Annotated in this window: 14 protein-coding genes; 5 read left to right on the top strand and 9 right to left on the bottom strand. The window is 58.8% G+C overall.

What is annotated here, in order from left to right:
• Window positions 1-112: 112 nt before the first annotated feature.
• Both LQ945_RS20720 and LQ945_RS20715 read left to right on the top strand, forming a co-directional pair.
• Window positions 113-961, top strand: coding sequence for a GNAT family N-acetyltransferase (locus LQ945_RS20720; protein WP_270101623.1), 849 nt, complete (start codon window positions 113-115; stop codon window positions 959-961).
• A gap of 33 nt (window positions 962-994) precedes the next feature.
• Window positions 995-1,813 carry a 5'-nucleotidase, lipoprotein e(P4) family gene (locus tag LQ945_RS20715; RefSeq protein WP_420136168.1) on the top strand — a complete coding sequence of 273 codons (819 nt, stop codon included), beginning with the start codon at window positions 995-997 and terminating at the stop codon, window positions 1,811-1,813.
• 100 nt (window positions 1,814-1,913) lie between these two features.
• Here the strand turns inward: LQ945_RS20715 and LQ945_RS20710 are convergent, their stop codons facing one another.
• The 3 genes from LQ945_RS20710 to LQ945_RS20700 form a co-directional block, all read right to left on the bottom strand.
• A complete protein-coding gene (locus LQ945_RS20710; RefSeq protein ID WP_270101621.1) occupies window positions 1,914-2,432 on the bottom strand; it encodes a GNAT family N-acetyltransferase in 519 nt (172 codons plus the stop codon).
• A 2-nt stretch (window positions 2,433-2,434) separates the two neighbouring features.
• Entirely contained in the window at window positions 2,435-3,004 is a 570-nt protein-coding gene (locus LQ945_RS20705) for a helix-turn-helix domain-containing protein (protein WP_182821190.1), read from the bottom strand.
• 122 nt (window positions 3,005-3,126) lie between these two features.
• Window positions 3,127-4,614, bottom strand: coding sequence for an MFS transporter (locus tag LQ945_RS20700; protein WP_270101620.1), 1,488 nt, complete (start codon window positions 4,612-4,614; stop codon window positions 3,127-3,129).
• A 104-nt stretch (window positions 4,615-4,718) separates the two neighbouring features.
• Here LQ945_RS20700 and LQ945_RS20695 point away from each other — a divergent pair, with 104 nt between their 5' ends.
• From LQ945_RS20695 to LQ945_RS20685, 3 genes are all read left to right on the top strand, one after another.
• Entirely contained in the window at window positions 4,719-5,372 is a 654-nt protein-coding gene (locus LQ945_RS20695; RefSeq protein ID WP_270101619.1) for a helix-turn-helix transcriptional regulator, read from the top strand.
• Window positions 5,373-5,539: 167 nt separating this feature from the next.
• A complete protein-coding gene (gene yedA, locus LQ945_RS20690) occupies window positions 5,540-6,454 on the top strand; it encodes a drug/metabolite exporter YedA (protein WP_270101618.1) in 915 nt (304 codons plus the stop codon).
• Between the two features lie 193 nt (window positions 6,455-6,647).
• Window positions 6,648-6,824, top strand: a complete 177-nt coding sequence (locus tag LQ945_RS20685) for a hypothetical protein (RefSeq protein WP_162838007.1) — start codon at window positions 6,648-6,650, stop codon at window positions 6,822-6,824.
• 207 nt (window positions 6,825-7,031) lie between these two features.
• Here LQ945_RS20685 and LQ945_RS20680 read toward each other — a convergent pair whose 3' ends face one another.
• From LQ945_RS20680 to LQ945_RS20655, 6 genes are all read right to left on the bottom strand, one after another.
• Window positions 7,032-7,811, bottom strand: a complete 780-nt coding sequence (locus LQ945_RS20680; RefSeq protein WP_270101617.1) for a phosphate/phosphite/phosphonate ABC transporter substrate-binding protein — start codon at window positions 7,809-7,811, stop codon at window positions 7,032-7,034.
• 9 nt (window positions 7,812-7,820) lie between these two features.
• On the bottom strand, window positions 7,821-8,597 hold the full coding sequence (locus LQ945_RS20675) for an ABC transporter permease (RefSeq protein ID WP_262240292.1): 777 nt from the start codon (window positions 8,595-8,597) through the stop codon (window positions 7,821-7,823).
• On the bottom strand, window positions 8,594-9,529 hold the full coding sequence (locus LQ945_RS20670; RefSeq protein ID WP_270101616.1) for an ABC transporter ATP-binding protein: 936 nt from the start codon (window positions 9,527-9,529) through the stop codon (window positions 8,594-8,596). Before LQ945_RS20670 ends, LQ945_RS20675 begins: the two co-directional genes overlap by 4 nt.
• Complete coding sequence (locus tag LQ945_RS20665; RefSeq protein ID WP_270103011.1) at window positions 9,526-10,680, bottom strand: ABC transporter permease; 1,155 nt, start codon at window positions 10,678-10,680, stop codon at window positions 9,526-9,528. Before LQ945_RS20665 ends, LQ945_RS20670 begins: the two co-directional genes overlap by 4 nt.
• Window positions 10,681-10,759: 79 nt before the next feature.
• The gene (gene osmF / locus LQ945_RS20660; protein ID WP_270101615.1) at window positions 10,760-11,692 is read right to left on the bottom strand and encodes an ABC transporter substrate-binding protein; all 933 of its coding nucleotides are present in this window, start codon (window positions 11,690-11,692) and stop codon (window positions 10,760-10,762) included.
• Between the two features lie 29 nt (window positions 11,693-11,721).
• On the bottom strand, window positions 11,722-12,789 hold the full coding sequence (locus LQ945_RS20655) for a fatty acid desaturase (RefSeq protein ID WP_044549161.1): 1,068 nt from the start codon (window positions 12,787-12,789) through the stop codon (window positions 11,722-11,724).
• Between the last annotated feature and the right edge of the window lie 56 nt (window positions 12,790-12,845).

Raw genomic sequence — 12,845 nt, 5'->3', positions numbered from 1 at the left:
CCGCTTTTTCCTGCCTATTTTCCGCCAGGTATCCCGTAACCGCACGCGGAAACTTGCCTTACAAAACAATCGGGTCTAGATGTATAACTTCCTCCTTAGACAGGGAAAGCTTATGCACACCGATGAACGCTTCGAATATCAAAGCGCCCTGCGCTACAGCAGCGACGAGCTGGCGCAGATCCTTTGCCACTGTTTTGAAAACTACATTGTGCGTTTTGTGATTGACGGTGAAACCTTCGCCCGCCGTTTTGGTGCCGAAGACCTCAGCCTGAACGACAGCATTGTCGTTACCCATCAGCAGCAACCGGTAGCGCTGGCGCTGATCAGCCGCCGTGGCTTGCACAGCCGGATATCGGCGCTGTCCATCCGCCCGGAAATGCGCGGCAAAGGGTTGGGAAAAGCGTTAATGAAACGTCTTGTTGCCGACGCGCATCAGCGCGGCGATCGCCAATTTTCATTGGAAGTGATTGAAGGGAACGAGCCCGCGCTGGCGCTCTACCATCAGGCTGGGTTGCAAATTGTCCGCACGCTGACCGGGCATCAGGCAGAGATGCCGGTACTTGCCGAGGTTGCGCAACTGCAGGAGATCGATCCGCTGTTCGTCTCTCATCGCCTGATTGCCGAGGGTGCCACCGACCTGCCCTGGCTGATCGCGCCGGAGTCGTTGTTCAAACTGCCCGGCGAACCCCATGCTTTCAGCCTTGGCCACCAGGCCTATGCGGTGGTGCAGTTGGGCGCCGACAAGTGCTTTTTGCGCATGATCTACGTGCCGCCGCAGCACCGCAGCCAGGGCCATGCCCGCACCATGCTGGCCGCACTACAGGCGAAGTTTGCGCCGTTACCGCTGGTAGCCAACGTTTACGTTCCTGAAGTGGCGGCCCCCTTCTTCGACCGACTCGGCTGGCAGCAGGACGCTCTGCGCCAGTTTGAAATGACGATGACCTTGAACACACCACAATAACAACCAGAGAGTGATTCATTTATGGCAGGAATAATGAGACAAAAAATGGCCCTCGGCGCGGCAATTGGCATTGCGCTGGTGACCCTGACCGGCTGCGTGCAGCCAGCAAAGACCGATCGCCAGGCCCAACAGCAGTTGGCTGACCAATCCGTGCTGGCGCTGAACTGGTTCCAGCACTCCGGCGAATATCAGGCGCTGACGCACCAGGCCTTCAACAGCGCCAGGCTAGCCTTCGATCAGGCCAAGGTTGCGCCGGGCAAGAAGAAGGCCGTAGTCGTGGACTTGGACGAAACCATGCTGGACAACAGCCCTTATTCCGGCTGGCAGGCGCAGCAGGGCCAACCTTTCGCCGCAGCCACCTGGGCGAAGTGGTCACAGGCGCAACAGGCCGGCGCGGTGCCAGGCGCCGTGCAGTTTGCCCGCTACGTCAACAGCCATCAGGGGACCATGTTTTACGTCTCCAACCGCAAACAGTCTGAATACGCCGCCACGCTGGCCAACATGCAAAAATTGGGCTTCACCGGCATGTCGGAAAAAACCGTGCTGTTAAGCGGTGATACCTCCAACAAGCAGGCTCGCTTCGACGCGATCAAAAATGCAGGTTACGACATCGTGGTTTACGCCGGTGACAACCTGAACGACTTCGGCGCCGCCACCTACCACAAAGATAACGCGCAGCGGCGGGCGTTCGTCGCCGACAACCAAAGCAAATTCGGCACCGAGTTTATCGTGTTGCCAAACCCGCTGTACGGCGATTGGGAAAGCGGCATGGCACAGGACTATAACAAGCTGACGCCAGAGCAAAAGCTGCAGATTCGCCAACGGGCTATCAAGGCCTGGAACGGACAGTAACTTCCTGAAGCCTTGCAGGGGCGGCGCAGGCTGCATTCTGATTATGGGGGCGATACGTTCGCCCCCTTAGGCGATAACACTTGAAAGACGACGGGGAAAATTACAGCAATTTATACATATAGCTGGTGGCATCCAGCGCACCGCCATTGCTGGCGCGAGCGTATTGCGGAATGCTGCCCGCCAGTTGAAAGCCCAGCAGACGATACAGGCCTTCCGCCGTGTCGCCGGTCAGGGTATCCAGCACCAGTAAATGCCGTCGATGCTCAACCGCCAGTTGCTGCACCTGCAACATCAGGCTGCGCGCAATGCCCCGGCGGCGGGCTTGCGGATGTACCATCAACTTCACCACCTCCGCCCGGTGACGGCCATTGTCCGGCATATCCAGCAGCAGTTGCACCGTACCGACCACCCGTCCGGCATCTCGAGCCACCAGCAGCAGCCTTTCTTCACGTTCAATCGCCGGCAATAAACGCTGCCAGAACGCCTGCGCCTGCTCAAGGCTAAACGGCATGACAAAACCGATGCTCGCCCCCTGTGAGACGCTGGCATGCAGCACCGCCGCCAATTCAGGGATCGCACTCTGTACCGCATCGACGTTCAATTGCTGTATCTCAATCATGATTATGGCCTGCAGATAACGAGGGTGTAATGAGCCGGCTCGGGGCCGGGTGCATGAAACCTTGAAGCGCCGAACAAGCGGTAACGCAGGCAGTCGCCCGGCTCGAGCTGAAAAGTTCGCGCCTCCAGCGTCAATTCAAGCCGGCCTTCCAACAGCCATAAATGGTGCTCAAGCGCGTGTATCGAAGGAGCGTCATAAGCGATCACCGCGCCAGCCTCCAGCGTGCCCTCGATAAATTCCGCCTTATAGAGGGCGGCGGGCGGCGATACCGAACGACGATGAAAGCCGCTGGCGCGATCAACCCACACCGTCTGCTGGTCGCGGTGCAGCAACTCTGGCGGCTCGTCCTCAACCTCGCTCAGCAGCCGTGACATGGTCAGCCCATAGGCCGCGCACAGTTTATTCAACAACGAGGCGGTCGGGCTGGTTTCCGCCCGCTCTACTCGCGATAGCGTTGCCCGGCTGATGCCGGTTTGCAGCGCCAGCGCTTCCAGTGACCAGCCCTGCTGCTGGCGTAAATCAGACAGCCGTTGCGCCAACCGAAGGTCGGCGTTATCCACTACGTTATCCATGATCTTTCTGGCTCTGACATAAAAAATCCCATATAAGAGAAATAATCTCAAATACGGGATTCGTCAATCAGATTTTAGAGCAAAGCCTGCGAAGTTATTAAAACCAGCAGGCGGCCCCCGCCTTATTCAGGACGAACACATTCACTCACCGGGGTGGCAGAGAGCGCCAATGCCGGCGCGGCTTCGGCATCGCCGGTTGCCACAACAGGGGGAGTAATCGCCGCACAGCGCCAGGCGCTGAAGACCGCCAGCAGCGGCGCCAAGGCAAACAGCAGGAACAGCCAGCGCGCGGCAGAAGCGGCCCCCGGAGCTCCGCCCGGTACGTTTAATCCAGCCAGATTGGCTATCATCCCCGCCAACGCGGCACCGAACGCGGTGGCAAACAGTTGCACCGTAGTGATCGACGCGCCGGCAATATCCTTATCCGCCTCTGGCGAGACTTGCAGAATACGCGTCAGCAGATGCGGCCAACCGAAGCCGATACCAAATCCCACCAGGGTCAGGGCAACGACAATCGGCGTCAACGCTGACCAGTGCCCACCGGAAGGCGTTGGCATCAAAACCCCCAGGGCCAATAGCCCGACCAACACAAACAGCGGCCCGCTGATAATGGCCCGACGGATACCCGCATTGCGCCAGCCCGAACTGAGGATCTCCGACAGCGTCCAGCCCGCCGCCATGGTGGCAGCGATATAGCCGGAAATCAGCGGTGACTGGCCGTGCAGCGTTTGCAGGAAGTAAGGCACGAAGATTTCGCTGGTCATGCCCACGACCAGTAGCGACACGGTGATATACAGCGAAGCCAGAGGGGAACCGCGGCGCAGGGCGCCCTGGGGTAACAAACGGGCGCGGGAATGCGCTTCACGCCGTATCAACCAAATCATCATCAGCACGGCCAATGCAATACCGCCCAAATTGATCCAGGCGCTGTCGGCCAGACTGCCGGCGGAGACCACCAGCACCGCCACCGCCAGCAGCAGCAACTGGGCAACCGGCAGCGGTGCCGCCTGTTGCTGAGGTTTACCTTTCGGCAAGATCAGGAAGGTGAACCCGGCGTACAACACCATGATCGGCAACAGGATGCCAAAGGCCCAGCGCCAGGCGTCCAGTTCGGCAAAAATGCCGCCCACCGCCGGGCCAACCAGAGTCGCAATACCCCACATCGCCGAAATCAGCGCCATCGCACGCGGCCACAGTTTTTGCTCAAACACCAGGTTGATCATGGCGTACGAAAGCGCGAAAATCAGCCCGCCGCCGAACCCCTGCACGGTGCGACCTATCAGCATCACCGGCATCGACGGTGCCATCGCACACAGCATTGCCCCGGCAATAAAGAACAGTGACGCCACCAGATAAGCACTGCGGGCGCCGTAACCACTCAGCAGGCGCGCAGACAGCGCCGACCCCAGAATCGACGCCACCACAAACAGCGTGGTGTTCCACGCATACAGATTCAGGCCGCCAATATCCTGCACCACCGAGGGCAGAATGGTGGTGGCGACCAGAATATTGATCGCATGCAGTGCTACGCCGAGTGAGAGCGCGATCGCACTGGCTCCATTTTTGCCGGAAAATAAGTCGGCCCAGCGGCTATCATCGTTGGTTATCACGGTTGTCGTCCTGTTTTCAGAGGAAGGGCATTGAGTTAGTAGTGATATTGCGTTAAATTTAACAAGAGTTAACTTGGAATAATGGTAGGGCGAGGCGGAGAAATATGTCAAGAATAAACTTGGAAAATGGCGGTAGTCCCGCACAATCGGTCAGTGACCGTTTGCTGACACTATTAAAAACCCGCGGCCCACAACAAGCGTCTGATGCAGGAAAGGTTCTTGGCACCACAGGTGAGGCTGCTCGCCAGCAGTTCGTCAAACTGGCCAAAGACGGGCTGGTTGAAGCCGTGGCGGAAACCCGCGGCGTCGGCCGACCGGTGCAGCTCTGGCACCTGACCGCCGCCGGCAATGCGCGCTTTCCGGATACCCATTCAGAATTGACGGTACAGTTGCTGCGTACCGTACGCGACAAGCTGGGCGAACAGGCGATTGAGTTATTGATCGACACCCGCGAGCAAGAAACGCGGATTAATTACAAACAGGCGATGATCGGTGCCAACGATTTGCAGGAACGGGTTCAGCGCCTGACGGCCATCCGCTGCAGCGAAGGCTATATGGCTGAATGCCGCATGCAGGAAGACGGTTCCTTTCTGCTGGTGGAAAACCACTGCCCTATCTGCGCCGCCGCCACCGTTTGTCAGGGGTTCTGCCGTGCGGAACTGAGCATTTTTACCGAAGTGCTCCAGGCGCAGGTTGAACGTTCCGAACATATTCTGGCCGGCGCACGCCGCTGTGCCTATCGCATCTCGCTGCTGTAACCGACACTCGGCTCGAAGCTATCTGCAGGCTGGCGTTCGCTCTTGATTCTCATCGGTTCGCCAGCCGACTTTGCCATTAAAAAAATGGTGAAAAGCGTTGCTAATCTTCGGTGCAATCGGGTTTACTGAGGCCTCTAATAATAACCTTCCCTACAGAATAAAAAGCCATGCTGAGCCAAAGTAGCCGTAACGTCCTGCCGTTAATCGGGGCGCTGTTCACGTTATATATTGTCTGGGGTTCGACCTACTTCGTTATTCGTCTGGGCGTGGAGAGCTGGCCACCGCTGATGATGGCCGGGATCCGTTTTTTGGTCGCCGGCATTGTCCTGTTCAGCTTTTTGGCGCTGCGCGGCCATACGTTGCCTACCCCCAAGCAGTGGCTGGCCGCCGGCACTATCGGTATCTTGTTACTCGCGGTGGGTAACGGTCTGGTGACCGTGGCGGAACACCAGCACGTGCCTTCCGGCATTGCCGCCGTAATGGTCGCTACGGTACCGCTGTTCACGCTGTGCTTCAGCCTGTTTTGGGGCATGCGCAATACCAAGCTGGAGTGGGCAGGTATCGCATTGGGCCTGGTGGGGATCGTATTGCTCAATACCGGCAATAACCTGGTTGGCAACCCTACCGGCGCGTTGCTGATCCTGCTGGCTTCCGCCAGTTGGGCCTTTGGCTCGGTGCTGGGATCGCGTATTTCGCTACCGGCCGGGCCGATGGCGGGCGCGGCGGAAATGCTGGTCGCCGGCGTGGTGCTGCTGGTTGTCAGCCAGCTCAGCGGCGAACGCCTGACGCAGATGCCCAGCGCCAAAGGCTTCTTTGCGCTGGGATACCTGATTATCTTCGGCTCGATGTTGGCCATTAGCGCCTATATGTTTTTGCTGAAAAACGTGCGTCCGGCGGTAGCCACCAGTTATGCCTATGTCAATCCGGTGGTGGCTGTGCTGCTCGGTATCGGTTTTGCCGGCGAATCGCTGGCACCGCGTGAATGGGCAGCGCTGGTGATTATCGTTGCGGCGGTGGTGCTGGTGACGTTGGGCAAGTTCCTTTTTGCTCGCCCGGTCAGTCGCGTAAGCAGGGAAAGGTAGGGGCGCTGCACGCTGCGCCTGAATTAATCGGGGCGAATGTATTCGCCCCCTACAGTGGCTGGAGTGACAAATCCACCGGAAATAGATTTAAACACTGCCGCTTGAAAGACGACGGGTATTAAAACGATTCTTGTTTCATATTACGAAGCGTCTATAATTCCCGTTGTTCCTGGCAACCTGCGAAATCATCTCCATGCTGAAAAAATCGTTCATTATCGTTATCTTTCTGTGTGCCTTTGGTTCACTCGGCGGCGTATTCCTGGCCGGGCTGAATATGTACACCCGTTCCACCACGCCGCTAGAAGAGACCGCCACGTCACACGAAGCCGCCGCCACTGCCACTCCGGCAGAGAGCATTCAGGCCAAGTGATGCGTCCCGCGCTGGCAGCGTTGTTGTAAAAAAACGCTGCAGTCGCCCGACGCGCACCGGTATCTGCAAAGGGCGCGGTAACCGCCTCATTTATCCATTTCAGCAGCAATTCCCCTTCTCTTCTTTCGCCAACCGTTGGTGCGACTTTCTGCGTGCTGTCGCAGGCATCATTATTTAGCGCCGCCTGAACACGAGCCAGTCATAAGCTCACAGCGCCGTCACCCCATGGGCGGCGGCCTGCTGCTCCAGCTCGGTGATTATTTGGTATGCCGAACGCGGCACCAGGCTGAAATCGCCGATCAGCAGGTTATCGCTTACCGCTTCGCCCAGCATCGCCTTCGCCCCGGCGCGCAGTATTTCCAACTGTTCCGGTGGGGTCTGGGACGAGGTAATCAAGGGCAGCCCCGGAACGCTGGCCGTTCGCCCAATAATTTTCAGCCCGGCCAACGCCTCTGGCTGCGTCCGTTTCAACAGTTCCAGGCTGACACAATCGACGGCGGCAATGTCGGCCTGTCGGTTTTGGATTAACCTGAGCGACTGATAATGCGCTCCGGAGGCGACGGCTGCGCCGAAGAATCTGCCGTTCTGCGCCAAGGGCGCAATCAGCGCACGCAAGCTGTTATGCCCTGACTGAGAGTCGGTGCTGTTGTAAGCCGCAGTCCGGCCGCGAAAATCGGCCAGCCGCTCGCCTGGGTCGTCGGCGCGCACCACCAACCAACTGCTGTAATAGGCGCCTTCACACCCCTCGACGCGGTAGTGATAAGTCCCGATCAGCTGCACCTGCGGCAGGCTGCTGACCAGCGGATAGCCGCAGGTTTGGCTGAGCAATAAATTATCCTGTAGCCAGTGCTGAGCCAGGTCGTGCGGCCAGACGAGCTGTTCAGGGGCTAGCGGCAATCCCAACTGCAGCAATTTGCCGCGCAGGACTCGCCAGAAAGATTCGGCCGGCTGATGGGTCACGCCGTACATCGGCAAAGATACTTGCATCCTATTCCCTTACCCCGCAGAAGAAGCCACCTGCGTCTGCTGACGCCAGGCGGTGAGATGGCGCACCCAGCGCTCAAACAGCATATCGATGATGATGGCCAGCAGCGCCACTACCACCGCGCCCTGGATCACATAGGCGGTATTAAAACCGCTCAGGCCAATGATAATCGGCGAACCGAGCGTTTTGGTACCGACGGTGGAAGCGATCGCCGCGGTGCCGATATTGATGATCACCGAGGTCCGAATACCGGCAACAATCACCGGCGCCGCCAGCGGCAGTTCGACGCGCCACAGAATTTGCCTGGCGCTCATTCCTACCCCCTGCGCAACCTCACGGGTAGCGCTGGGTACCGATTCAATGCCCGTCAGCGTGCCCTGCAAGATCGGCAGCAAACCGTACAGCACCAGTGCGATGATCGCCGGCTGTTCGCTAAAGCCCATCACGGGTACCGCCACCGCCAGCACCGCCACGGGCGGAAAAGTCTGGCCGACCGCCACCACGGTTTCCACCAGCGAACGGAACGCCTTGCCGGCAGGGCGCGTCACGCCGATCCCGGCCGCTACGCCAATCACCACGGCGATCAGACTGGAGACCGCGACCAGCAACAGATGCGCCCACACCAGCGAGATAAAACTGTCTTGCTGATACACCGGCCGTTCCAGCTCAGGGAACCAGGCGGCAAACACCCCCTGCAAATGATTCATGCCAAACACCAGCGCCAGCAGCAGGGCAAAGGTCCAGGGCAGCGGATCGCGCAGCCAACGCCGGGCTTTAGGCGCACTCATGACAGCGCCTTTTGAGCGATCAGGTCGTTGAAATGCAGCACGCCGAGTGCCTCTCCTTGCTCCCCCACCACCGGCAGGCATTCGCTGCCGCGCGCCACAAACACCGACAACGCCTCACGCAGGTTCATGGCGGCGGCGATCGGCTCGCCCTCCGCATGGCCAGGACGCACCCGTTCCGCTACCGTGCCTAAAGACAGCAGTTTGATGCCGCGATCGCTTCGGCCAAAGAAATCGCGCACAAAATCGTTGGCCGGCGCGGTCAACAGCTCCAGCGGCGTACCCTGCTGCACAATGCGGCCCTGGTCGAGCAACACGATGCGATCGGCCAATGCCAGCGCTTCCTCAATGTCATGCGTCACCAGTACGATGGTGCGCCCGGAGAGATGATGAATACGCGCAATCTCCGTCTGTAGCGCAGTGCGCGTTACCGGATCGAGAGCGCCAAAGGGTTCGTCCATCAACAAAACTTCCGGATCGGCTGCCAACGCGCGCGCCACCCCCACCCGTTGCTGTTGCCCACCGGAAAGCTGGTGCGGATAACGGTGTCGGAACAGTTCCGGCTCCAGGTGCAGCAGCTCCAGCAGTTCGGTCACCCGATCGCGAATACGCGCCCGCGGCCATTTCAGCAATTGCGGTACGGTGGCGATGTTCTCCTCCACCGTCCAGTGCGGAAACAGGCCTATCGACTGAATGGCATAGCCCATACGGCGCCGCAGATCCTGCGGTTTGAATTTTTGGATCTCTTCATCGGCAAAGTAAATTTTGCCCTGATCGTGCTCGATCAGCCGGTTGATCATTTTTAATGTGGTGGATTTACCGGAGCCTGAGGTGCCGATCAGTACGGCAAATTCACCCTTGGCAATCTGCAGCGTCAGATCGTCCACCGCCGGCTTGCCCTGAAAAATCTTGCTGACCTGATTAAACTGAATCATCGGCGTGACACTTCCAAAATTGAAACCATAAATTTAAACAGCGAATCGACGATTACCGCCATCACGATCACCGGGATCACGCCCAGCAGCACCAGATCCAGCGCGCTGCTCAGCAGGCCCTGGAAGACGATGGCGCCAAAACCTCCGGCACCGATCAACGCGGCCACCACCGCCATGCCGACGGTCTGCACCGCCAGAATGCGCACGCCGGTCAGAAACAGCGGCAAGGCCAACGGCAGCTGGACGCGAAAGAAAATCTGGCCGCGCGTCAGCCCCATACCGCTGGCAGATTCGATCACGCTGGCGGGCACGCTCTGTAACCCGGCCACCACGCTGCGCACCAGCGGCAACAGGGCGTACAACACCAGGGCGACTATCGCCGGCGCCATGCCAATACCGCTGACGCCGTGTTCCGCCAGCCAGGGCACCGCCTTCGCCAATCCGGCCAACGGCGCGATCAGCAGGCCGAACAGGGCAATTGACGGCACGGTCTGGATAATGTTCAACGTGGAGAAGATCGGGGTTTGCAAACGGGATGAACGAAAACACAGCACCCCGAGCGGCACGCCGATCAGCAGCGCCGGGACCATCGTCGCCAACAGAATAGTCAGGTGCTGCAGCAGCGCGGCATCAAACACGTCTTGCCGGTTGTAATACTCTTTCAGCAGCGAAAGCTGATCCAACTGATGACCGAACAGCAGCGCCAGCGCAGGCACTATTACCAGCAGGTTGCCGAGCATGCGCCATAAATGCGAAGACGTAATGCGGGTGATGGCACCCGCAGCCATCAGCAGGCTCAGCGCCAGCATCAGCCAGCAACCGCTGCCCCAGGAGGTACGCGCCAGTTTGGAACCTTCCTGCGCCAGCTGCTGGGCGGCATGACCGCTCAACCAGAAGATCAGCGCCAGCAACGCCGACCCGGCCAGCGCGGTCAAAAACGCATTGCGCCTGAGCGGGGCCAATAGGCTAAGCACTGCCAGCACCAACAGAGGGGCCAATAGCCACAGCGCCGGGCCGTGCAGCAGGGAAATCAGGGAAATGCTCTTGCCCGACAGCAGGCGGTTGGGGGCATAGCTGAGGAACGGCAGGCCAAATGCGGCCAGCAGCAACAGAACAAGCAGCGTCAGTAATACGCGGTTTTTTACGGCAATAATCAAAGAAACTCTCCGGCTCCATAGTCAATGGGCCCTGTTCTCCCTCTCTCCCATTGAGAGAGAGGGAGCATCAGCGCTATCCCTTAACCAATCCTTTTTCTTTCAGATAAGCGGCCGCAACCTGTTTGGCATCCTGACCTTCCACCGCGATCTGCGCATTGAGTTTTTGCAGCGTCGGGCCGTCCAGCGTTGCAAAGACCGGCTTCAACAGTTCGGCGATATTGGAGTGCTGTTTCAGCGCGGCCTCACGAATGATCGGTGCCGGTGCGTAAATCGGCTGCACCCCTTTTGGGTCTTCCAGCGTTTGCAGCCCCAGTGCCGCCACTGGGCCATCGGTGCCGTAAGCCATGGCCGCGTTCACGCCGGAGGTTTGCTCCGCCGCCGCTTTGATGGTCACCGCCGTGTCCCCTCCGGCCAGCGACAGCAGCTGATCCTGGTTCAGCTTAAAGCCATAGGCATTCTGGAATGCCGGCAGCGCGTCCGGGCGTTCGATAAATTCCGCCGAAGCCGCCAGTTTGAACTTGCCGCCGCCGTTGATCCATTTACCCAGATCGGCCAGCGTCTTCAGGTGGTTGGCGTCCGCCACGTCCTGACGGATGGCGATAGTCCAGGTATTGTTGGCCGGCGAAGCATCCAGCCAGACAATCTTGTTCTTGTCGTAATCGAGTTTTTTGACCTTCTCAAAACCGGCCTGGGCGTTCTTCCACGCCGGGTCTTTTTCATCGGAGAAGAAAAATGCGCCGTTGCCGGTGTATTCCGGGTAAATGTCAATCTCGCCGGAGGTGATCGCCCCGCGCAGTACCTTGGTGGTACCGAGCTGTAATTTGTTGGTGGTTTTGATGCCGTTGGACTCCAGCACCTGCACGATAATGTTGCCCAGCAGCGAGCCTTCGGTATCGATTTTTGAGCCCACGCGCACCGTATCGGCCGCCTGCGCCACGCCGATGCTCGCAGCAAGTAAACCCAGTGCCAAAGCGAAAACGCGACCACGTAATGGGGTGATTGCCATACTTTTTCCTCTTGTTGTGTATTTTCCGGCTATTTGGCCAGATCGATTGGAAAATCCTGAGACGCGCGTTTCCATCGCACGATAAAAGTCTCCGCCGGCCAGGCTTCGGTTTCGCCCTGAACTTCCTTTAGCGGCTCGCCGGCGTTAAACGGATGAATCTCAACGGCGACCGGGGTAAAGGCGTATTCGCTGACCCATTGGCCATAGCCCTGAACCACAAATCCCTGGCTGCGCTGCTGGTAGGCACTGCGCTCCGCCAGATACACCTGCCTTAAACCGTACCACGGCAAGCCGGGGAGATCATGGTGAACTAAATGATAGTTCAGATTGAGAAACAGCAGCCGCCACGGCCAAGCCGCCTCATTAATAATAGAACGTGCCTGAGGAGCTTCAACGGCGCGGTGCTCAAAAAACGATCTTACCTTGGTCAGCGCCAGCGCTGGATAGCCGATCGCCAACAGGTAAAACGCCGCCCCAATGCCATGTTGCTTCAGCCAAACCAGCACTGCCGCCAGCAGCAGCAGATGCACCAACCACATCACCAACGTGCGCAGTTCACCGGCGGCAATCGCTTTCAGCGCATTAACCCCCGTCGCGACGATATCCAGCGCCGGACCGAATACAATCCGCCCGAACAGCGTATTGCGCACTTTGGCCAACAGCGGAAACAGTCTGGGAAAGCGCTGCCACTGCGCCAGGCTGAAGTAATAACTTTCCGGATCTTCATGCGGGTCGGTTAAATGCTCATTGCGGTGGTGCTGAATGTGCGAATCTCGATACAGGCCATAGGGATACCACACCGCCAGCGGCAGCAGGCCAAAGAGTTGATTGATACGAGGCCAACGCGTCGGATGGCCGTGGATCAGCTCATGCTGCAACGACATATACCAGGTGGCCAGCAAAATCAGCAGCGGCCCCCCCAGCCACGGCCCCAGCGACTGCCAGTAGTGCACCACGCCAAACCAGCCGCCGTACACCGCCGCCATGATGCCCCAGGTTGGTAACTCGCATCGCCAATACCAGCGCTGGTTAAGCTGTTGGATCCAAAGGCGTTGTGCAGAATGTAAATAGTGGCTGTGGCTTTTGGCTGAGGACATGCGGCGGCTCGCTGTGGGTCATTTTCCTCAGTATCTGCGAGCAGCGCAGGCGCTCA

This window comes from Serratia liquefaciens (genome assembly GCF_027594825.1).
Classification (GTDB): domain Bacteria; phylum Pseudomonadota; class Gammaproteobacteria; order Enterobacterales; family Enterobacteriaceae; genus Serratia; species Serratia liquefaciens_A.
Note: the sequence above shows the minus strand (reverse complement) of the source record. Positions and strands in the feature narration are given on the sequence as shown.